Source organism: Streptomyces lonarensis (assembly GCF_012033735.1).
GTDB classification, from domain to species: Bacteria; Actinomycetota; Actinomycetes; order Streptomycetales; family Streptomycetaceae; genus Streptomyces; species Streptomyces lonarensis.
In genome coordinates this window covers 1-20904 of sequence record NZ_JAAVJD010000002.1, presented here as the reverse complement: position 1 = coordinate 20904, position 20904 = coordinate 1, and the positions used below count along the sequence as shown (strand labels likewise).

20 protein-coding genes are annotated in these 20904 nt (G+C 66.3%); 13 read left to right on the top strand and 7 right to left on the bottom strand.

Annotation, left to right across the window (positions count from 1 at the left end):
* The first annotated feature begins 2 nt into the window (after nt 1-2).
* From HCN56_RS00550 to HCN56_RS00540, 3 genes are all read left to right on the top strand, one after another.
* Nucleotides 3-251 (top strand): hypothetical protein, encoded by a 249-nt coding sequence (locus HCN56_RS00550; protein WP_167967406.1) that lies wholly within the window; start codon nt 3-5, stop codon nt 249-251.
* 102 nt (nt 252-353) lie between these two features.
* Nucleotides 354-1019 (top strand): hypothetical protein, encoded by a 666-nt coding sequence (locus HCN56_RS00545; protein ID WP_053914706.1) that lies wholly within the window; start codon nt 354-356, stop codon nt 1017-1019.
* A 77-nt stretch (nt 1020-1096) separates the two neighbouring features.
* On the top strand, nt 1097-2197 hold the full coding sequence (locus tag HCN56_RS00540) for a helix-turn-helix domain-containing protein (RefSeq protein ID WP_167967405.1): 1101 nt from the start codon (nt 1097-1099) through the stop codon (nt 2195-2197).
* Between the two features lie 148 nt (nt 2198-2345).
* Here the strand turns inward: HCN56_RS00540 and HCN56_RS00535 are convergent, their stop codons facing one another.
* Nucleotides 2346-2981 carry a hypothetical protein gene (locus HCN56_RS00535; RefSeq protein WP_167967404.1) on the bottom strand — a complete coding sequence of 212 codons (636 nt, stop codon included), beginning with the start codon at nt 2979-2981 and terminating at the stop codon, nt 2346-2348.
* A 154-nt stretch (nt 2982-3135) separates the two neighbouring features.
* Between HCN56_RS00535 and HCN56_RS00530 the strand changes: the two genes are divergently transcribed.
* Nucleotides 3136-3549, top strand: a complete 414-nt coding sequence (locus tag HCN56_RS00530) for a head decoration protein (RefSeq protein WP_167967403.1) — start codon at nt 3136-3138, stop codon at nt 3547-3549.
* Between the two features lie 347 nt (nt 3550-3896).
* Nucleotides 3897-4205 (top strand): hypothetical protein, encoded by a 309-nt coding sequence (locus tag HCN56_RS00525; protein WP_167967402.1) that lies wholly within the window; start codon nt 3897-3899, stop codon nt 4203-4205.
* Here HCN56_RS00525 and HCN56_RS00520 read toward each other — a convergent pair.
* The 6 genes from HCN56_RS00520 to HCN56_RS00495 form a co-directional block, all read right to left on the bottom strand.
* Nucleotides 4186-4566, bottom strand: coding sequence for a hypothetical protein (locus HCN56_RS00520; RefSeq protein ID WP_167967401.1), 381 nt, complete (start codon nt 4564-4566; stop codon nt 4186-4188). The two genes, HCN56_RS00525 and HCN56_RS00520, sit on opposite strands and share 20 nt — an antisense overlap.
* Nucleotides 4567-4702: 136 nt before the next feature.
* Entirely contained in the window at nt 4703-6379 is a 1677-nt protein-coding gene (locus tag HCN56_RS00515; protein WP_167967400.1) for an ATP-binding protein, read from the bottom strand.
* A 154-nt stretch (nt 6380-6533) separates the two neighbouring features.
* Entirely contained in the window at nt 6534-7370 is an 837-nt protein-coding gene (locus HCN56_RS00510) for a phosphoadenosine phosphosulfate reductase family protein (protein ID WP_167967399.1), read from the bottom strand.
* Nucleotides 7367-10975, bottom strand: coding sequence for an ATP-binding protein (locus tag HCN56_RS00505; protein WP_167967452.1), 3609 nt, complete (start codon nt 10973-10975; stop codon nt 7367-7369). The genes HCN56_RS00510 and HCN56_RS00505 overlap by 4 nt, the downstream gene beginning before the upstream one ends.
* Nucleotides 10976-10977: 2 nt before the next feature.
* On the bottom strand, nt 10978-12084 hold the full coding sequence (locus HCN56_RS00500; protein ID WP_167967398.1) for a DUF4007 family protein: 1107 nt from the start codon (nt 12082-12084) through the stop codon (nt 10978-10980).
* Between the two features lie 56 nt (nt 12085-12140).
* Nucleotides 12141-13307: a cysteine desulfurase family protein gene (locus HCN56_RS00495; protein WP_167967397.1), complete on the bottom strand. Its 1167-nt coding sequence runs from the start codon at nt 13305-13307 to the stop codon at nt 12141-12143.
* Between the two features lie 463 nt (nt 13308-13770).
* On the opposite strand from HCN56_RS00495, the gene HCN56_RS00490 reads away from it, so the two are divergent.
* The 8 genes from HCN56_RS00490 (at nt 13771) to HCN56_RS00465 (ending at nt 20670) form a co-directional block, all read left to right on the top strand.
* The gene (locus tag HCN56_RS00490; protein WP_312870972.1) at nt 13771-15330 is read left to right on the top strand and encodes a DEAD/DEAH box helicase; all 1560 of its coding nucleotides are present in this window, start codon (nt 13771-13773) and stop codon (nt 15328-15330) included.
* Nucleotides 15327-17228, top strand: a complete 1902-nt coding sequence (locus tag HCN56_RS00485; protein WP_312870971.1) for an ATP-binding protein — start codon at nt 15327-15329, stop codon at nt 17226-17228. The genes HCN56_RS00490 and HCN56_RS00485 overlap by 4 nt, the downstream gene beginning before the upstream one ends.
* On the top strand, nt 17225-18142 hold the full coding sequence (locus HCN56_RS00480; RefSeq protein ID WP_167967394.1) for a phospholipase D family protein: 918 nt from the start codon (nt 17225-17227) through the stop codon (nt 18140-18142). The genes HCN56_RS00485 and HCN56_RS00480 overlap by 4 nt, the downstream gene beginning before the upstream one ends.
* Nucleotides 18129-18503, top strand: coding sequence for a nucleoside triphosphate pyrophosphohydrolase (locus HCN56_RS00475; RefSeq protein ID WP_312870970.1), 375 nt, complete (start codon nt 18129-18131; stop codon nt 18501-18503). Before HCN56_RS00480 ends, HCN56_RS00475 begins: the two co-directional genes overlap by 14 nt.
* 231 nt (nt 18504-18734) lie before the next feature.
* Entirely contained in the window at nt 18735-19016 is a 282-nt protein-coding gene (locus HCN56_RS25690) for a hypothetical protein (protein ID WP_209312192.1), read from the top strand.
* Nucleotides 19013-19462, top strand: a complete 450-nt coding sequence (locus tag HCN56_RS25685) for a hypothetical protein (protein WP_209312191.1) — start codon at nt 19013-19015, stop codon at nt 19460-19462. The genes HCN56_RS25690 and HCN56_RS25685 overlap by 4 nt, the downstream gene beginning before the upstream one ends.
* 171 nt (nt 19463-19633) lie before the next feature.
* Nucleotides 19634-20038, top strand: a complete 405-nt coding sequence (locus HCN56_RS25680) for a hypothetical protein (RefSeq protein ID WP_209312190.1) — start codon at nt 19634-19636, stop codon at nt 20036-20038.
* Between the two features lie 410 nt (nt 20039-20448).
* Complete coding sequence (locus HCN56_RS00465; protein ID WP_167967393.1) at nt 20449-20670, top strand: hypothetical protein; 222 nt, start codon at nt 20449-20451, stop codon at nt 20668-20670.
* The last annotated feature ends 234 nt before the right edge of the window (nt 20671-20904 follow it).

Sequence of the window (20904 nt, the reverse complement as noted above, 5' to 3'; positions counted from 1 at the left end):
CGGTGGCGCACTACCCCCGGGCCACCCTCTCCTTCGGCGCCTTCCTCCCCACCGACCGAGCGGGCAATCTCGATCTCGGCGCCCGGGGCGTGCAGGCCAAGGTCCTGTCCCTCGAGACCGGGATTCGCCTCCTCCTCGAGGCAGGCTTCCCCGTCGAGGACGTCACGGCGGAAGCTGAGCGACTGCGTGGTCAGGTCGACAGCGCCGCCGAACAGAACGGCCCCAGGATTCCAGTCCACAACCGGGGATAGACGGGGGCGATGTAACGCTCAGCCAGCAGCAGGCGATTATAAGAATGGAACCGCAGATGCGGTATGGTTCCTATAAGATCTGTTCCCCACCCCGGAGGTTGCATGGCAGTCCTTCCCCTCGCCGCGCCCGACAACCACGACTGTCACGCGCGGCTTGCCGCCCTCGGCACCAAGCTGGAGTACCTGTACGAGGCGCTGCGCGCCGGCGAGGAAGCTCGCCGCACCGCGACCCTCAACCACCCGGCCAACACGGCGGGCACTCGGGCGTACGAAGAGCACGTCCGGATCCTTCGCGAGATGCACATCCGGCACGAGGGCTGGAAGCGACTCCGCCACGACTACCTTGAGCTCGTCTGCTCGCCGGACGGAGCCGTCGCCATCGGCGTCATGCCCGGCGACACGGCGACGGGCGACCCTCTTCTGCTTCCCCGCAACGCCCGCCGCCGCGGCGGATCGACGGCGCGGGCAGCCGAGGAGAACGCCTTCCAGCAGATGGAGCTCTTCTCCGGTCCCCGCCCTCGCAACGAGATCGTTCTCAGCAAGGATGAGGCCCAGCGCCTGCAGGTGTGGTTCCTCGTCTGGTACCGCCATCAGGTGGGCGACAAGGTGTTCTTCCCCTGCGAGCTGTCCCTGCCTGGAGACGTAACGGACGGGTACGTCACGCGGTGGGAGCAGCGGATCCTTCTCCCGGCGTTTCAGATGGACGGAATCGAACGTCCGGACGATGATGGGGATGGCGAGATCAACATCGCCATCGATTTCCGCTGATCAACCGTCCGGGTGCGGCACTCTTGGCGGGAGTGCCGCACCCCCGCACCACCCAACCCGCGAGGCAGTCGACGACCATGGTGACCCCATCCCGCATCACGCTGGCCCGGAGACGCCGGGGGCTCACCCTCGCCGAGCTCTCCCGAACAACGGGCCTGTCGTTGCAGAGCCTGTCGAACTACGAGACGGGCCGGACCGCGCCTCGCTCCACCACCGTGCGCCGTCTCGCCGAGGCGCTCGGGTTCCCGGAAGGCTTCTTCAGCGGTCGCGAGATCGACGAGTTGCCTGCCGAAGGGATCTCCTGGCGGGCACGCACCAAGACGCCACCCCGCACACTCGACGCCGCCCGAGCGGCCGGCACCCTGGCAGCCCGCCTCTACGACTGGATCGACGAGCAGTTCCGCCTACCTGAACCAGACCTCCCCTCGCTGACGAAGCCTGACGCCGAGACCGCGGCCGAGATGGTCCGTAGCCGATGGGGCCTGGGGAACGCCGCCGCGCCCAACATGGTTCACCTCCTCGAGGCCCACGGCGTCCGCGTCTTCTCCCTTCCCGCGGACTCCCTCGAGGTGGACCCCTTCGCCGTCTGGCGGGGCACCATCCCGTTCGTCTTCCTCAACACCATGAAGTCCGTCGAACGAGGCCGTTTCGACGCCGCCCACGAGCTCGGCCACCTAGTGATGCACGGCAGCGACGACAGACACTGCAGCGGCCCCGACGCCGAGCGCCAGGCCAACAGCTTTGCCAGCGCATTCCTCATGCCCGCCGCCAGCGTCCTCGGCCACATGCCGGCCGGCGCCCGAGTCGACCAGGTCCTCGAGGCGAAGTCGATCTGGAAGGTGTCGGCCATGGCCCTCACCTACCGGCTGCACGACCTCAACCTCCTCACCGACTGGCAGTACCGCTCCGTCTGCGCCGAACTCAGCTCCCGCGGCTACCGCACCGGAGAACCGAACGGTCTGAAGCAACGCGAGACCTCACAGGTCCTCACCAAGGTCTTCCGGGCCCTGCGGACCAAGGGCATCCGGCCCGCCGACGTCGCCGCCGAACTCGACATCACCGTCGAGGAGATGAACTCCATGCTGTTCGGCCTCACCCTCACCACCGTCGAGAGCGGCGGCAGCACGACCAAGACCGAGGAACGGCAGCGGCCGGCACTGCGGCTGGTCACCAGCTGACCGTGGCTTCCGAGGGTGCCGACAGCGCCATGACGCGTTAGGCTCCGCGCGACGCGGGGACGTCTGGGCGAAGGAGCTTCCCCATGGCCGCACACGCGCCCCTTCCCTCAGCCGCACCCCTCGGCTTCCGCAAGGACGGCCGCCCGATCTACCCGATCCTCGGCGCATCGGCCGACGACCCCAGCAACGGGCCTGCTGGCGGCGCGGGGGCGAAAGCACTGGCGGAACACCGATCAGCGTCCCCCAGGACGAACTGTCCCGCCTGTTCGCCAGGGAGAAGGACCAGGAGCGCCGCGCCGGCGTGCGGGACCTGATGGCCCGGCTCGGCTTCGACTCGCAGAAGGCCCTCACCGACTTCGTGCAGGCGTAGCGTGACGCCGAGCACGAGCGGAAAGCCGCAGAGCAGGCACGCCTCTCCGAGGCGGAGCGTCGCGAGCAGGCCGCCGCCGAGCGTGAACGCCAGGCGGGGGAACGTGAGAGCGCTGCCGCCCTCCGCGAACGGGACGCCGCCCGACGAGCCGTCCTCGTCAACCTCTGTGCTGCCGGCGATGGCCTGGAGGACGCCGTCGCGCTGCTCACCCGGGACATCGAGCCGGACGCGGACGACGCCGCGCTCGCCCAGGCGGCCGACGACCTGAAGAGGCGACGTCCCGAACTCTTCGCCCAGGGGCAGGAACAGGGGCGGCCCCCGGCAGGCCCGCCGTCCGGCGTACCGGGACGAGCCGGCGGATCGCCGCCGCCTCCGGGCCAGCGCGGGCTGGACATCGCGCGCCGCCGCGGCCACCTGCCGCCCTCCTGACGACCCGCCCGCCCACACCGCACCACCTGGGGACCGCGCCCCACCCCGCACGTCGGGCTGACACACCGCGGACGACGGCACCGACCGGTGACCGTACGGACCCGTGGCCGACCCGGCCCGCCCGTGCGAAGGAGCAGGCATGGACCTGCAGCCCATCCGATACTTCGAGTCCGCCACCGCAGACCGCCCCTGGCTCGCCTCGCGGCACGGACTCGACGCCCCGCTCACCATCACCCTCGACACCAGCCTCTTCGCCGAGGGCACCCACTACATGCCGCCCGGGCTGGGACGGCCGCACAACGTGATGCACGCAGGGCTCCCCCTGGGCCAAATCGCAGCCACCGGCTTGTACGGCCCCTGGGACTCCTCCGCGACCGACAGCCGCGCCGCCTTCACCGGCCTGCTCCTCACCGACGTGGCGTTCGCTCCCGGCTCCGGACGCGCCGCCGCCGCACTCCTCTGGCACGGCGTGGTGGAAGCCGCCCAGATTCCCGGCGGCCTCGACCCCGCGGCTGCCACCGCCACGTCCACCGCCCAGATCCACTTCGTCTGACCTACCCGCCGAAGGAGCTCATCCCCTCATGCTCGACACCCTGCTCCGCGGCGTGGACGCCGCCGACCTCAACGCCTTCGCCCGCACGATGACCACCCCCGCCGACTACGAGCTGACCCGCACGGTCATGCCCGAGCGGCGCCTGAACTCCGTGAAGTTCCGGATCCGGTCCAGCAAGCGCCGCGTCAACGCCGCCAAGTTCCGTGCGTACGACGCCCAGACGGCAGTCGCCCGCCGCCAGGCGGAGCGCATCATCACCGAGGGCATGCTGCCGCCCCTCGGCCAGAAGCTCGTCGGCGGCGAGCTGGAGCAGATCCTCCTCGACACCTCGCCAAGGCGGAGCCGACATGACCGCCCTCACGGATGCGGAGTACGCCTACCTATGCTCCGAACTCGGCGAGGCAGACCGAGCCGACCTGGACCGCCGACACCAGCGCCTCGGGTCGTTCCAAGCCGTCGCCCTGGAGGTCCTGCAGGACCGAAGAGCTGCCCTCCTATCCGACCCCCTGACCGTGACTGTCCAGGGAGTCGCCACGGTGAACAGCGCAGAAAATGTCCGTGCACTGGAGAGACAAATCGAGGGAATGACAGCATCGTCGATGCGGGAAGAAGAATCGTCGACGCCTGCCTTTATTATCAGAAGGCCATCCCGTTAGCAGCCTCGAAGTGATCGCGGAACTGAGCCACAATACGACCGGCACCCTGCCTCACCATTGGAAGTTGCACAGCTCGATTGGAACGCACCTTGCTGATCACTCGCAGAGGCGGGTCACCCAGAGCAACAATCTCACGCAATTCCCGCTGCACAAGATACTCAACCGCCTCGCGATGGAGCGTTTCCACAGTCACAAACTCCTGCTGCTCGCCCATTTCGGCCCAAAAGATGGCAAGGTCATCCATGCGATCCCATGCATCTTCATCAAACTCGTAGAGTCGCCTACGAAACGATGATCTCTCAAGAGCGCGCCCGAGGTGATCACCCCATCTGCCGAATATGCCATTACGGCCCATGGTCATGCCGATATAGGCAACGCGGACACTTCTTGAGTAGCCGCAGTAGACGTACGCGCGAGTGCGACAGAGAGTGGGGCGCCCAATGATTGCGGAGCCCCATTCTCCTTCCGCCGGAGAGTCCCCCACCCTCTATCCTTCTCTAAGCGAAGCGCCGCTCAAGGGCGTCAGTGGTCGCCTTATAGACTGCCGCAGAAGCCTGATTGCGGAACCTGACGAACACCTCTTCAATGATCTCGTCATCGAGGTCTTGCTTATTGCGCACTGTCCCGCTTTCAGCGAATGCCAAGCTCAAGAACAGGGCCTGCAGCAGGAGGACGACGTCGGCATCACTGCCGAATCGCTCCTCAAACATGCGCATGAAGCGATGCGATCGATTTACCCTCACCACTGTCCCGAGCGTTGCATCGTGGGCTCGCTCCCAAAGCGCGTTATCGTCCAGCTGATCAACGAGGGTGACTCTGGCCCCGTCCTTGCGGGCCTGCTCGCGCTCACCGCTCTTCAGCGGATGCCTAACCGACTCCTTCTCGGCACGCTTACTGCGTTCCGCCTCGGCCATAACGTCGTCGGGGTCAGCCGGCAGAAGGTCCGGGAACTCAATCTCGCTCAGAGCCTCGGCTGCCTTGCTGTATGGATCAGAGTTCGCCTTCCGCCTGAGGATTTTGGCTGCCGTCTTCCATGCAACTTTGCTTTGGCGCTTAGCTTCATGTACGGCATCATCCAGCGACTGCTCAGCTTCTTCACTCAGCAGTATCTGGGACTTCTTGACGTCGATATTGAATGCGTCGTCAGCAGTATCATCGATCAGAATCCGACCTCGAAATGCAAAGAAATCCTGATCTGTTGGGATGATCCCATCGAAACGCTCAGCCCAGCGAATGAGCCGCCTGTTCCGGTAGATGTAGAAGCCGTAGTGACCGGCTCCAATCATGTACTTTTTACGAATCTCTGCGGGATTATCGAAGGCTGGCGGGTGCACAAGCTGGGTGGCCTCCAACTGTGCTCGCACACCATTTTCGGAGTCCAGTACTACCGAACGCTGGCGTTCAAGCCATCGAACCGAGCGGCCATCCCACGTCGAATCGTCCAGATTACCTCCGGCGTCAGCTTCGTCAACGAACAGGGGGTCAAATGGAGCTACGGGCTCACCGTCGAGCCAAATATCGAACTCACGGTCCCCGCCCTGAAGGAAATAGAAATAAGTCACCCCCAGGTTTCGCTTCAGGGCTTCTCGCGTCTTACGGATGCTGGGATGATTGGACTTATGAACCTTCTCAATAGTAACGACTGTTCCGTGCTCAGCTCCCGGGATCAGTTGCTCAATACGCGCGAGGTCGACCTCATTCGGCTCCATGACCAAGCATTCCAACTTCCCGACCTTCTCCACATGCGGAAGGTCGAGTACAACTTTGCTCCAGCTGCCCCCTCGTGGAGCGCTGACCACGACGAGGCGATCTCCCTGTGAAAGACCAGCGCTCTTCAGCCCGAGACCGTATTTCCCGAGGCTGTCTTTGTCGTATGGCCTCTCGGTGCCCAGTCCCAGCGCTTCGATCAGGCTCGTCTCGTCCATACCGTCGCCGTCATCGGCAATGACGTATCGCGCGGCACTATTGCGGCGCGACTCAGCCACGTTGGGCTGCCGCTCAAGGACGATCGCAACCCTACGAGCGTTAGCTGCAACCGAATTGTCTACGATGTCACAGATTGCGCTTTCGGGCGTGTAGCCGATGCGCGCGATGGCGCGGAGTACCCGGCCCGGATTGATTGGAACCTCCGCGACCACGGCGTCTGGCGCAGGCTGTCCGTGCTGCTCAACCATCTTTCCCCGCCCCCTTGCAAGCGACTGATCTTGGAAAGAAGAACCGTAAGTTCTCTCTGGCCTCACAGTGTGTCAGGTAACTCTGACACTGCCCCGCCGGTTGCATGCTTGAGCCCGGTTCACGCTGATGCGTGGACCGGGCTCAGGGCGCAGATCACAGGTGGCAGACCGCGCAGGCTGCCGAGTCGTCGTCCTCGTCGAGGGCGTCGGAGAGGATCTCCAGGAGCGGGCGGTTCGGCTTCGTGCGCTTCGCGGCACGCTCCAGGGCGGCCTCGTGCTTGGCCTCGATCTCGTCGCGGCGTTCTATGAGCTCGTGGAGCGACTCGCCCTGGGACCAGGTGTACTGACGCTCCTGCATGGCCGTGCGCCGGTAGTTGACCTTCTCCTCGTACGCTATGGCCTTCTCGAAAAGCTCCGGGTGCCGGTCCTTGAGACCGACCCACTCGTGCTTGCGCTGGAAGAAGCAGAAGTAGCAGCCGGAGCGCGTGCGCCACTCGTAGTAGGCCGGGAGGCCGATGCCGGCCTCGTCGAGGATGCGGTCCACCCCGGCCCGGTCGATGCCGTCCTCCCGGAAGGGGAAGACGGCCTCGATGTTCGGCTTGGTGCTGACGTAGCCGAGACGGTTCTCGTCAGCACGGATCGCGACGTACGAGATGACCTCGTCGTCGCCCACCCACTCTTCGAGCGGCCTGATCTTCAGGTTCTTTGTGCACCAGCGCATCTGGGGGCTGGGCAGGGTGCCTTGGTAGACCTCCAGCCAGTGGTCGAAGTCCCGGCTCGCGTTGAGGCGGACGATCGGCTTGCCGACCGCAGCTTCGAGGCGGTTGAGGTATTCGTAGGTCTCCGGCAGCTCGGCGCCGGTGTCGCAGAAGAAGTACTCCATGTCCGGGACGCGGTCACGCATGTAGATCGCGAGAGCGGAGGAGTCCTTGCCCCCGGACAGGCCGAGGACGTGGCGCTTCTTCCCTTCCGGGGTGTTCGTGCTGGTCACGGCGTCTCCTTAGTATGGGGCTGCTCGGCGGAGTCCTTCGCGGCAAGGTGCTCGGCCAGTGCGGCGAGCAGGATGCGTGCTCCGTCGGGGCCCAGTGCATCTTCAGCTTGCTTGATGACACTGACAACAAGCTCGTCAGCAGTCTGGCGCGACTGTCGAGGCACGTGGATTAGCGTGCGCTCCTCGGTGCCACTGGGTGTGGTAAGCGTCAGCAGATGGGTGTCGATCTGACGCGGCTTGGCGGCCTTGCCCTCGCCGGTGGTCGAAGCCTCCTGGACCTCGTAGAGGTGGCTCACGCGGTCAAGAGCTCGGGCGACTTCGCGGACCTGCCGCGGGAACGCTTCGACGTCCCTGTCGTTCCAGTCGCCCAGAGCCTTGTTCGTCAGGCGGATGATGAGCGGGTCCAGCCAGTCCTCGTCCGGCAGGCTCTTGTTGAGGACCCGGGAGACGAAACCCTGCAGGCTGAGCTCCAGAGGCGCGCTGGCGAACCCGCTGAGGCGCTCGGTCAGGCCCGTACGCAACTCCGTCAGGTCGGCGGGGAGCCTGAACTCCCGGGCGAGGACACCGACGACTTCGCGCCGCAGGGCCGCTCTGGCCCCGGAGAGCTCGTCGAGCGCCGTCGTGAGGCGATCGACGTAGGCCCGGGCGGCGCCCTCATCCCTGGGCATGCTCGGGCCGATCGGCTCCATGCCAAGAGACTGGGGCAGCGAGATGAAGACCAGCTCGTCAGGATCCGTCGCCGCCGAGAGCACCGCGCGGATGGCGACCGCTTCGGGGCTGAGTCGGCGGGTCTGACGGCCGTACGGGTCCATGACCATGATCCGCTCGAGGATCGCCCGCGTCACCGAGAGAAGGGCTGGGTTACGTGCCGTTCGGGACTTGGGGGTGTCCGCGTTGAGGGACTTGGCGAGCTGGTCAACGACAAGCCGGCGCTGGCCTCGACCGGACGGCGACGCCTTGACGGTGAACCGGTCCGGGTACGGGACGTTGAGTCGCTCGATGATCTCTGGCGTGAGTCGCTGGCAGTAGTTTCCGTCCTCGAAGAGGGCGACGTCCTGCGAGCGGAGGATCAGTGCCGTGACGAGCAGGATCGGCACGACGCCGGCCTTCACGCCGTAGGGCGGCGCCATCAGATGCCGGTAGATGTCCACGACTGGGGTGGGCTGCTTGGCGTGGGTGAGGGCTTCGTCCACTGCTTCCCAGACAGCGAGGACGCTCTCGTTCTTCTCAGCGCTCGGGCGGCTCAGGCCGTGGGTGAGGAGGCTTCCTCCCTCTGTGCCGGCCTTGACCTCCCCCGCCGCCTGGTGAAGCCCGAGGTACTCCAGGACACCGTGGTACATCGCCCGCTCGGGCGTGTACTTCGTCTTGTCGAAGCCGAGGAGAGGGAGACCCGACTGCTGAAGCGTCGCGGTCAGCAGCTCCCGACGGGCACGGGCTCCGTTGCTGGTGAGCTGGTGACGGCCGAGCATCTCGTTTCGGATGTGCGGCGTGTGCTTGTAGACGCGGTCACACGCCTGGGAGGCCAGGTTCGCGTAGCTGCGCGCCTCGATCGGCTCACTGTCCTGGTCGGGGACATTCGTGCCCTTGTGCCACAGAGACCACGTCGACTGGGAGGCCAGCGGGTGGAAGGCCGTGTCCAGCAGGAAGCCCATGTTCTGGGCGAGTTCGGAGGCTCGCTCCTCGATCTCACGCTTGGCGACGTGGTCGATGGTGTCATCGTCGAGAAGTTCTTCGAGCGCAACCAGGTCGATGCCGGCGCGCAGCACCGCGTCCGGGTCCTTCGTCGTGCCGATCAGCACCGGCAAGGGTGAGTCCACCATGGGCCGGTCCTCGATGGGTCCGAGGTGGAACAGGACCATGCCGTCCGCTGCGTCCTGAATGACGTCCGGACCACTGACCTTGCCGCCCTTGTGGCTTACCGCCGTGGTGAAGTAGCGGAGCATGCCAGTGCGCTGGCTGTGTCCGCCGGCGACGACTGCCGACGGCAGCACGCTCCCCAGGTGCTGGCTGAAGTACTGCACGACATCGGTCGGATCGATACGGGCAGTGACTTCCCGGACCCGGTTGTCGATGTCGACGTCGGTTCCCTGCCAGACGCGGTATTCGTTGCTATAGGCACGGTGGACGACGAAGCCGTCCTCTACCAACCTCTCAAGCCGCTCCTGCAGCGCGGCAAACGACACAGGGTCGGTAACCTGCACCGGGTCGTTCAGCGCGAAGTGGATCATCGAGGGGGTTGCCCTCAGCAGCCCGTCAGTGTCGATGAGGTTCAGGATGCCGATCGCCTTGAGGACTTCCTGGTCCTCGGTCGGCAGCCCGTGAGCCTCATTGATCCGGGAGTCCACCTCCAGCCAGCGACTGGCGTTCGAAGACGCCAGGATGGTGGTGCGTCCCGACGCAAAGAAGTAGTCGTAGAGCTGGGGCACCCGGATGGTCGTGGCCCGCTCGGAGGCCTCCGACGCTGCAGTCTCCAGCGTTCGGCGGACGGTGTTCGGCTCGTCGCTCGACAGGAAGCCCGTGAGGCTCCGGTCGTTCTGCCCGATCTGGGAGGCCAGAAGCGGAGCAGCCACTGCGGTCAACGGATGCAGCGGGTACAGGAGGGCGAATCTCCGCGCTGAGATGTCCACAACCGAGAGCAGCGCGTTGTCACGCCAGAAGGCGTCAGCGGCATCAGCTTGAGCCCTGATGAGCGCGTGTCCTTGTGCGCTGACTTTGGAGTGGTCCAGGCGCCGACACATCAGGTGAACCGAGTCGCCGAGGTTCGGTGCGAAGGTGATGTCCTCGAAGCGCCCTTGGATCTTGGCCCATTCCTGGGTCTGGATCGCGCTCGAGCGGGCGGCGTAGTCCGTGAACGACAGGTGCTGCAGGGTGAACATGAAGAGCCGGAGGCCGGTACGGCCCGCGCCCTTCTCGGCCAGCATCTGGAGCAGGTAGACATCGTTCGCAGCACTGCCGGAGTCGCCCTGAGCGGCCAGGTACTCCAGCGTCTTGCCGAACTCGTCGATGATCAGCAGGACGGGGTCCTTGCTGCACAGAACGGTGGTCGCTTCGATCAGGTTCTGCGGAGTGGGCAGCTCCCCTTCGGCGCAGGCGGCCAGAGCCGCGGCGACGTCCTTCGGGCGCCGCTTCCCCCATCGCCGGGTGGCCGCGGTCTCCAGTGCTCGGTGAAGCGTGACGGCCAGAGGCTCTCGCTGCGCCGTGGCGACCGCTCCGAGGAAGCCCTTCTCGGCGAGTTCGTCACGCACTCGCGCAAGCCTGTTCGCCTGCCCCTCGCTGGTTGCGGTGACAGCCCTGTGGGCTGCATCGCGGCGGGCCTGGTCGTCACCGAGGAGCGCGTCGAAAAGGTTCGAGAGGGTCGACTTACCGGAGCCGTACGGACCAGTGAACGACCATGCACGGGGACGTCGAAGATCCTCGATGGCATTGGTTACGCGATCGAGGATGTCCAGGGCTCGCACCCCGAAGTACGGCTCTCCGAGGTCCTGCAGCTGAACATCGCGCTCCAAATTGGTGGAGCGCATCTGGGAACCGACGAGCGAGATGCCGGCAGGAACCTGAGGGGGAGCGGCCACCAGGCTAGCCAGCTGGGTGGACTGGGCTTCCATGATCACGCCATCCCCTCGATCAGGTCCTGCTCTTCCGTCCGCTGCCCCTGCTTGCGTGGACGCTTCACGCCGGCACGGCGGAGCCCGGGGTAGCGCTCCTCCCAGTCCTCCGGCGTTGGGAAGCGGTCCCGCCTCCGGACGTGGTCGTAGTGCTCGTCCAAGATGTCCCAGGCCAGATCCTGCGGCGCATCTTCGAAGCGGAGGCTGCGCTGCCCGAGAGCTTCGACCAGCTGGAGACGCGGGTGGTCGCTGACGATCGATTCGATCGCCTTGGTGATCTCCGGCTCGCGCATTCGGAAGGCCCGGCCCGGTGCCCCTTCCTCTTCGGCGAGGCGGGCGACGGAAATGGAGCCGGCGCTCGAGTGGAATCGTGCCGCGTAGTCCAGGCACACGTACGCAAGGACGGCGGCGGGGAGGTTCGACCGTGCGCCGTTGGTGAAGCGCCATGTGCGCTCCTTGCCCTTCCCCTGGCCCTCCAGCAGACCGAGCTCGCGGAACGGAGACATCAGCAGGTCCTCGAAGCTGCCCGGCGACAGAGGGTTGAGCTCCTGATCAGAGGCATACATCTTGATCAAGCAGTCAACATCCCGGCTGATCGATTCAGCCGCCGGCCAGTCCTTCTCTGGGAAGGTCTCGTGGACGTGACGAGTGATCACCCGGGTCAGCTCGGCCGCGGTCACCCGGGACCGCGGGGCCAGGTTGAATGTCACGTACCAACTCGGCGCCCAGCACTTGGCAGCCGGTGAGTCGGCGGAGAGCAACCACCAGTGGAGCAGCCACAGGCTTCCGGTGTCCTCGAGGTAGGGGTCCGCCCCGTCCTCGTCGAGGAGCCAGCGTGCCCGCCACGTGGGAGCGGCAAGCTGCGCCCGCTGCTTGGGGTCCTCGTGGTCGTGTTCCTTGGTGAGTTTGAACGCGCGCGACCAGTACCGCATGGCGTAGACCATGTTCTTGCCGACGCCGAGCACCACGGGGGCGTCATCGCGAAGGAAGATGTCACTGTGGTCCTTTACCTGCATGTAAGCCTTGTGGAGCCAGCCGAAGCGCGGGGCAAAGGTCTCATGGCGCCCAAAGGAAAGCTCGACGGCTTCAGCAAGCCGACTGTCTGGCATCGGGGTTGCGCCCTTCCCTAGATATGCGGTCAAAAGGTCTATAAAGGCAACGTCGCTCAGGGGGCGTGCGTGGCGGCCAAGACCGTGCGAACGTGCTGCACTCCGGCCACCACAGCCTCGGCGGCTCGTTCGATGTCCTGCTCTGTTGTGGCGTAGCCGAGTGAGAGCCGGATCGTCGAGTCGGCGTCCTCCCTGCTGCGGCCCATCGCGAGAAGCACGTGGCTCGGGCTAGGCGCTCCGGAGGAGCAAGCACTGCCATCAGATGCAGCCACGTGCGGCATCGCGACCAGTACCGCATCTGCTGGCACTCCGGGGAACGTAACGCTCGTGACTCCGGGAAGCCGCGCCAGGCGGCGACCGTTGATGTGACAGTCATCGACCTTCGCCAGGAGCAGTCCCTCTAGCCGGTCACGCAGCTCGCCGATGCGAACAGCCTCATGTTCCAGCCGCTTACCCGCTGCTTCAGCCGCCGCCCCGAGGCCGACGATGCCCGCGACGTTCAACGTGCCGGCGCGCCAGCCACGCTCGTGGCCTCCACCCACCAGGATCGGCCTGTATGGCAGGGCGGCACCGCGGCGAACGAACAACGCTCCGACTCCCTGCGGGCCTCCGAATTTGTGCGCCGACAGAGAGAGCAGATCAACGTCGAGCTCGCTCAGGTCCAGCGGGAGCCTGCCCACGTACTGCGTGGCGTCCGTGTGGACCAGGGCACCGGCCGCGTGGGCCGCCTCGACAACCGGGCGGAGGTCGACCAGGACGCCGGTCTCATTGTTGGCAAGCATGATCGAAACAAGGGCGACATCACGCTCCGCAAGCGTGAACGACAGCAGCTCCAGATCGAGCGCCCCATCGGAGTCCACGGGGAGAACCACGAGGGCATCCGGCTGCTCCGCCGTGAGCGACCGGGCAGCTTCCAGGACGGCCGGGTGTTCGACGGCAGACGTCATCAAATACCCTCCACGCGCGTAGGCAGCGTGCAGGGCAAGGTTGTTGGCTTCGGTGGCCCCTGACGTGAAGATCAGCTCACCCGGAGAGCAGTTCAGCAGATCAGCCACCTGACGCCGGGCATGATCTACGCGAGTTGCGGCATCTCGCCCGAGATGGTGCATGCTTGAGGCATTCCCGACGGTTTGCATCGCCGAGACAGTGGCCTCGAGCGCCTCGGGTCGCATGGGCGCCGTGGCGTTGTAGTCGAGGTAGACGACCTCGCCCTCCGTACGCATGCGCGCCACTCCCCCCCTCGCTGTAATGATCTTGGGCCGGTCCTGGTGGAGATTTTCGGCGGACTCTCTTCTTCCACCAGGAGTGTACCGGGATGCTATCCGCCACCTATGACAGTCCGCAGTAACGGAGGGTCGGGTGGGGGCACCGGAAGCCGTTCGCGCCTCGACTAAGCAGCCGCTAGCTGCAACGTGATCCCCGAACCGCGGCATTCCGTCGCAGGCACGCCTCTGCTGTCGGCGGTGGAGGTTACGCTGAACCACTCGCCGCGAGATCGACTGATCCCGACCCTGTGGCGATGAGTAGTTGTGTCATTACGCAAGTAGCCCGGGGGGGCGTACAGGTGTCGATGAAGACTCCACAGGTCATGTTGGGTGTGCGGCGACCGCGAGGCAGGGCGTGAGCGCGGCCTCATCACCCGGCTACCCGTTTCAAGAGGTGCTTGAGCAGGCGCCCCTCACATATGTGCGGCATCTGCTCGGCGACAGCGCCTGCTCGCTGCTCGACCTGCTCAGCGGTGGAGCGGCCGACGAGGCGCTGTTGCGCAAGGTCGCGGCGAGTGCCGTGTCGGCCGAAGCGGTCATGGCGGATCCGGAGGACCGGAGCGCTTTCCTTGCTCTGGTGCCTGCCCCCAAGCGGCGGGAGCTCGCCCAGCGACTCGGCTGGGACGGCTCTGCCAGCGAGGACGCCTTCCTCTCCAAGGTCGAGTGGTCGGCCGAACAGAAGCGGACGCTGTTCGGCTTTCTGGGCTTGGTAGTTGAGCGTGCATCAGAGACGCGCGTTTCTCCGCGATCCTCCGCCACACCGGCCTACGGCCTCTTCCCGCATCAGCGCCGCGCCGCGAGCCGAGTACACAAGTTGCTCTACTCCGGCGAACGCCGTGCGGTGCTGCACCTGCCCACCGGCGTCGGTAAGACCCGTACCGGAATGAACATCATCTGCGACCACCTCCGGGCACACGAACCGACTGTGGTGGTGTGGCTTGCCCGAGGGCGTGAGCTTCTTGAGCAGGCCGCCGGCGAGTTCGAGCGCGCCTGGGGTGCTCTGGGCAACCGCGACGTCAGCGTGGTGCGCATGTGGGGCGACACTCCCGCTGACCTGGAGGGCGTCACGGACGGCCTCGTTGTTCTCAGCGTGGACAAGGCGGTCGCTGCTGCCAAGGCCGATCCGTCGTTCTACGACCGGCTCGCGCTGCACACCACGCTTACGGTCTTTGACGAGGCTCACCAAGCCATCGCGCCCACCTACAGCCGAGTGGTGGAGGCGCTCACTCTGCGGCGTGACGCGAGCCTGCTCGGGCTGACGGCGACGCCCGGTCGCACCTGGGCCGACATCTCGGCGGACGAGAAGCTGTCGGAGTTCTTCGCGCGGCAGAAGGTGATGCTCGAGATCGACGGCTATGACAATCCGGTCACCGCCTTGATCGAACAGGGTTACCTGGCTCGCCCCGACTTCCGGACGGTCGCGGCCTCCTCAGGCATGGAGCTGAGCGCTGCGGACCGGCGCGCAGTCGCCGCCACCTTCGATCTACCCGAGGGCATGGTCGAAGCACTCGCGGCCAACGAGCAGTGGAACCTTCAGGTGGTGCGCACCATCCTCGACCTGGCGGAGGAACACCGGCGGATCATCCTGTTCGCAGCCTCCGTCGAGCACAGCCGCCTCCTGGTCGCGACCCTGTCTGCCCTCGGGATCGACGCCGAGCAGGTGACGGCCGAGTCGCCGCCCCGGCACCGGGACAAGGTCATCGCTCGGTTCAAGGGGCCGTCGAGCAAGCCGATGGTCCTGTCCAACTTCGGCGTGCTCACCACCGGCTTCGACGCGCCGGCTGCAAGCGCAGCCGTTATCGCTCGGCCCACCCGCTCGTTGGTCTTGTACAGCCAGATGGTGGGACGGGTCATCCGCGGCCCCAAGGCGGGGGGCACCTCAACGTGTGACGTGATCACGGTCATCGATCCTGATCTCCCAGGATTCGGGGACGTAGCGCAGGCATTCACGAACTGGGAGGACGTATGGAGCAACAGGTGATCGACATCGAGGACTCCTACCCGATCGTCAGCTCCGACATGACGATCAAGGCGATGCGCGACAGCGGTTACAAGTCCACTGCCCACGCCATCGCCGAGCTGATCGACAACGGCATCGAGGCGGGCGCCGACATCGTCGAGCTTTTTGCGGTGGAGGCGTCCGAGCGCCGCACCGAGCGCGCTCGGTACCACGTCGAGAAGATCGCCGTGATGGACAACGGCAGGGGGATGGACCGCGAGACCTTGCGCCGGTCCCTCCGGTTCGGCGTCGGTACCCGACAGGACCGCAAGGGAATAGGGCGCTTCGGAGTCGGACTGCCCAACTCCAGCATGTCCCAGTGCAAGCGCGTCGAGGTGTGGTCCTGGCAGAACGGCCCGGACAACGCGCTCTACACCTACCTGGACATCGAGGAGATAGAAGGGACCCATGCCCAGGTTCCGGCTCCGTCGCACTACCCCCTGCCCGACGAGTGGCAGAAGCTCAGCCAGGGGCTCGGGCAGTCGGGCACGCTCGTCCTGTGGACCAACCTCGACCGTGTCCAGTGGCTCGGCGCCACGGCGACTCTGCGGAACACCGAGGAATTGATCGGTCGCGTCTACCGGCGGTTCATCTCTGACGGCATCTGCCGGATCAGGCTCGTCCCGGTCCACGGAGGGGAAGAGGTCGACGCCAAGGACGCGCGACCGAACGACCCCCTGTACCTGATGCCGCACACGTCGACCCCCTACCCGTTCGACACCGCGCCGATGTTCCGTCCGTGCGGCGCCGGCTCCGTCGGGCAGGTGGGTGTCGAAGAGTTCATGGTCAAGGGCATCGACGGCAACGAGTACCCGGTGATTGTCCGGGCCTCCATCGCTAAGGATGAAGCCCGCCGCTCCGACATCGACGGCAAGCCCTGGCCGGACGGCATCTCGCCCACCGCCAACCCGGGCTCCACGCCTTGGGGTAAGCACGCGGCGCGTAACCTGGGCGTCTCCTTGATCAGAGCCAACCGCGAGCTGGACCTCGACAAGGGCTGGACCAGCACCTACGACCCGGTCGAGCGCTGGTGGGGCATCGAGATCGAGTTTCCGCCCCAGCTCGACGAGGTGTTCGGCGTCACCAACAACAAGCAGGCGGCCACCGCCTTCTCCAACCTGGCTCACTTCGACTGGGAGGAGGAAGCTGCGGGGACCGGCATGAGCTGGGGCGAGTTCCGTGCACAGCTCCAGGAAGAAGGGGATCAGCGACTTCCGTTGATCGACATCGTCTACCACATCCGCCAGAAGCTGATCGGCCGGCTCCGGAAGGACCTCCAGGATCAGACCCGTGGCGGTCGGAGCAACAGGAAGCGGCACGAGACCGCCGAGGTCCAAGCGGACCAGGCGGTCAAGAAGCGCCGCACCGAGGTTCCTCCGAGCCGGACCGAGGCCCTGGAGAAAGAGGCCACCCCTGAGGAGATCGAGCAGGCCCAGCTCGAGAGCCTCGTGGAGACTCATCGGTACCCGGAAGCCGATGCCAAGCGGATCATCGAGGAGACGACGGCGCAGCATCGCAAGGTGCGGCTGCTGACCAGCCGCAACCCGGACTCGCCGGCCTTCTTCAACATCGAGTTCATCCCGGGCCTGCTCCAGGTCGCGCTCAACATGGACCACCCGGTGTACAACCAGCTCGTGGCCGTCCTCGACAGCGACGTTGAGGATGCCAGCCGGGCCGAGCTCGCCCACCGCCTCGAGCAGGCGGCAAGCGCGTTCAAGCTCCTGCTCTTCTCGTGGGCGCGCTTCGAGGATGAGCTTCCGGACGAGTCCAAGGCCAAGGACCGAGTGAAGAAGATGCGCCAGGACTGGGGTCGCCTGGCCAGCGAGTTCTTCACCGCCGACCTCCCTGACGACGATGACGACGACGAGGATGACGAGTGACGTCTGACCACGTCTGGCGGCAGATCGAGGGCTTGCTCGCGACCGCTCGCGGCCGCGTGGTCCTCGTGGCGCCGTTCATCAAGCGCGAGGTCTTCGCGGCCGCCGTGGGCGCTGTCACGGCGGCCGAGGCGGAGATCCTCTGCGTGACTCGCTGGTCCGTGATGGAGGTGGCGGCCGGCGTGTCCGACCCGGAGATCGCCGAACTTGCTGCGGCCGACAGCCGGGTCTCCATCCTGCTGTGCCACGATCTCCACGCGAAGCTGTACCTCGCTGACGACCGGTGCCTGGTGGGCTCCGCCAACCTCACCGCGAAGGCCACAGGGCGTCGGCAGCCGAGGAACCTGGAGGTCCTGGTCGAGGTACCCGAAGCGCATCCCGAGGTGCAGCAACTCCTGCGCGACATCCAGGCGACCGCTGTGCCGGCGACGCTCGAACTTGCGCGCCAGATTCGCGCTCAGGCCGACGTCCTGAAGAGCGACGAAGACTGCCCGAAGTTCGTCGTGGTCACGGAAGAGGCGGAAGAAGACGGTCCCTCCTGGCGTCCCGAGACGCGGGCGCCGCATCGCCTCTACCCGGTCTACAGGGGCAGCCGCCACGACTACGTCAGCGAGATCCTCGCTGGGGTGGTCCGGGACCTGGCCCACCTCAACCTGCCCCAGGGGCTCAGTGAGACTGCCTTCTCCAAGGCCGTGCTGGCGGAGCTACACGCCATGCCCGAGGTCGAGCAGCTGGTGACGAGCGGACGGCTGAGCATGGCCGACCTTCAGCAGCAGTTGATGGAGGCGGACGGAACCACGGAGGCACAGGCGCAGCGGGCCGCGGAGAACATCTGCGAGTGGCTCAAGTACTTCGGCGAAGTACGTGTCGTCCCTACAGGGCCCTGGGAGATTCGACAGGGCCGTGAGTTCACGTAACACCGGAGGAGACGGCGGCTCTTCCCCTGCTTTGTCCGCTGGTGCGGCGCAGGGGAAACTCGTCCGCGATCTCATCCCGGAGATCATCCGTCGCGATGGCGGGGAGCCTCGGACCTACGTCGCTGACGACGAGGAGTACGTGCAGCGTCTGAAGGACAAGCTTCAGGAGGAACTCGCCGAGTTCCTGGTCGCCGAGCATGTCTCGGCGCAGGTGGAAGAGCTCGCCGATGTCCTGGAGGTGGTGCACGCCCTCGCCCGGCACCTGGGGTTCACGCCCGCCGAACTCGACGTGGTCCGCGTCCAGAAGGCCCTGGGTCGTGGCGCGTTCCAGCAGCGGATCGTATGGACAGGCAATGCCTAACGCCTCCCGTGCACCACAGCGCCGCCTGGACGGGAGATTCCGGCCTTTGCCCTGATGGGCGTTATAGGGCCAAGCAGCCGAATCAGCACTCTTGACTGTCTTCACCTACCCTGACGCTCTTGCAGCAGATGCCGATTTCCGGGGGGTCGTGATGCGCAAGGGACGCAAGCGACCGGAGTGCTTCCGCAGTACGGCAAGTGGGAGCCGCGCAGCCCGTCAGCTGGTGTCCGAATGAGACTCCGGCGTGGGGCGTCGGTCGCCATCGTGGCCGGCGGCGGCGCTGTCACCACACTGTTCGTCGGTCTGGTGACCAACGCCGTCTCGGAGGAGAGCCGCTGGCCGGGATGGCTGGGCTGGATCCAGGATCATGCCTGGGCCTCGTTTCTGCTGCTCGGGGGCCTGCTGGTCGTGATGTCGGCGGCGCTGGCCGCCCTGCCCGAGACGCGGGACGCACCCCCACGGCGACGCCGACATCATGCCCCGAAGCCTCGCCGCCGCAGGAAGGCCCGTTGAGCGCCGCGCTGGTGCTGCGCCGTGACACCACGGTGTTCACCGACCGGACCGCCGAGCTTGAGGCGCTGGTGCGGTCGGTACAGGAGGCGCAGGAGCGTGGCGAGGCGTTGCCGGTGCATGTGATCGACGGGATGCCTGGGGTCGGGAAGACGGCGTTCGCGGTGCACGCCGCCCATCTGATGACGCACATGTTCCCGGACAGGCAGCTGTTCGTGAACCTGAACGGCCCCACCACCGGCCGGAGCCCGGTGCAGCCCGGCGACGCGCTCGCGTCGTTACTGGCGGCGGCCGGGGTGCCGGCCGGACAGATCCCGGTCGGTGACAACGCCACCCCAGTGACCGAAGCGAGGGTGGCGATGGGGCGCACGCGGCTGTCCGAAAAAGGCGCTGCTGATCCTGGACAACGCGGCCAGCTACGGACAGCTCGAGCCGCTCCTCCCCGGTGACAGCGGTTGCCTGGTGCTGGTGACGAGCCGGAAGCGGCCGGCGGCGAGCGAGGAGGTGGTGCTGCGGGTCGCGGCCCCTCCGAAGGGCCACGCCGTTGAGCTGTTCGTGCGGCTGAGCGGCAGGCCCGCGAAGTCGCCCGAGCGGGCGGTCGTGCAGGAGCTGGTCGGGCTGTGCGGGTGCCTGCCGCTGGTGATCTCGCTGCTGGCGGCCCGGCTCGGCACCACCCGTCGTGGAGTGCGGACGATCTGCGCAGCCGTCTTCTCGTGCCACGCGACCGGCTGGCCGAGCTGCGCGCGGGCGAGAGGGCGGTGGCCGCGGCGTTCGAGCTGTCCTACCAGGGCCTGGACGCGGAGCGGCAGCGCTTCTTCCGGCTCCTGGGTTTCTACGCTGGGACCGACCTCGATGCCTACACGGGCGCGGCCATCGCTTCCGTCTCTGTCGCCGAGGCGCGCAGCCGGCTGGAGGAGCTGGACGAGGCACACCTGATCGATGAGCAGCCCGGAGACCGGTACCGGCTGCATAACCTTCTGCGTGACTATGCACGGAGGGCCTGGCTAGTCAGGGAGGCAGGATAGAGACGGTTCAGGCGGTACGGCGGGTGAGCGACTTCTATCTGGCCGCTCTGTCCGCCGCCAACGGGCACGTCCTCCGCAGCGGTGCCGGCGCTCCGACGGCGCCGGTGGGAGGCGGGCAGTTCGACACGCCCCCGTGCTGGAGCCGCGCAGTGAGGGTGCAACCTCGCAGGACGCACCTGCAACTTTGGTGCGCACCCCAGTACTTCCCTCCTCCGCACCAAGAAACAGCATTCCTTCGTGCGGCCGTTTTCGCTGGTCACAGCAGACGCATCCGAAGTAGTACTTCATAGCGCACTCATGAGTTGATGCGCATCCAACAGACCGTGTGACACGGGGAGTTGTTGTTGTCTAAGCTGTCGCCGCAGATCTTGGATACCAAGGCTGACAGAGACGGGGAGGGGGTAGTACCGGTGGACGACATCGACACATCTACCCACCATTTCCTGGCGCAGCTGAGTGCGCAGACCGATGAGCTGCGGCAGGGTATCGAGGCTGCCCGGCGCGAGCGCGACGAGGCAGCGGCGCGGCTCGCGGCACTCGAGAGCCGCCTCGCGGACAGTACGGCAGCACTACGCGCCCTCAAGCTCTATACGGGCGAGGCCTCGAACACTGAGGTTTTCTCAGCGAGCTGATCTTCGCGAATCGGGTTGATCTGGTCCCTGCGGGCTCGGGTGGACAGTGGTGGCCCGGGTGTGGGCAGACGTGAAGCCCCTGGTAGGACGGTTCTCACCACAAGATCGTCCGATGAACCAGAGGCTTCACGTTGGTCCCCTATGCTGCCATGCTCGACGTCCCACGCCACCTCGTGGAGTATCTGGCCCGTCTGCTGGCCGCGCACCGTCGCCGGATCGGCACCCCGAAGGGCT

What these genes read in the sequence shown, in the direction of transcription:
- HCN56_RS00495 (WP_167967397.1), bottom strand. Translation starts at nt 13,307, where the DNA reads ATGCGTACGGAGGGCGAGGTCGTCTACCTCGACTACAACGCCACGGCG.
- HCN56_RS25690 (WP_209312192.1), top strand. Translation starts at nt 18,735, where the DNA reads ATGAGACTCCGGCGTGGGGCGTCGGTCGCCATCGTGGCCGGCGGCGGC.
- HCN56_RS00525 (WP_167967402.1), top strand. Translation starts at nt 3,897, where the DNA reads ATGACCGCCCTCACGGATGCGGAGTACGCCTACCTATGCTCCGAACTC.
- HCN56_RS00505 (WP_167967452.1), bottom strand. Translation starts at nt 10,975, where the DNA reads ATGGAAGCCCAGTCCACCCAGCTGGCTAGCCTGGTGGCCGCTCCCCCT.
- HCN56_RS00500 (WP_167967398.1), bottom strand. Translation starts at nt 12,084, where the DNA reads ATGCCAGACAGTCGGCTTGCTGAAGCCGTCGAGCTTTCCTTTGGGCGC.
- HCN56_RS00545 (WP_053914706.1), top strand. Translation starts at nt 354, where the DNA reads ATGGCAGTCCTTCCCCTCGCCGCGCCCGACAACCACGACTGTCACGCG.
- HCN56_RS00540 (WP_167967405.1), top strand. Translation starts at nt 1,097, where the DNA reads ATGGTGACCCCATCCCGCATCACGCTGGCCCGGAGACGCCGGGGGCTC.
- HCN56_RS00530 (WP_167967403.1), top strand. Translation starts at nt 3,136, where the DNA reads ATGGACCTGCAGCCCATCCGATACTTCGAGTCCGCCACCGCAGACCGC.
- HCN56_RS00520 (WP_167967401.1), bottom strand. Translation starts at nt 4,566, where the DNA reads ATGACCATGGGCCGTAATGGCATATTCGGCAGATGGGGTGATCACCTC.
- HCN56_RS00515 (WP_167967400.1), bottom strand. Translation starts at nt 6,379, where the DNA reads ATGGTTGAGCAGCACGGACAGCCTGCGCCAGACGCCGTGGTCGCGGAG.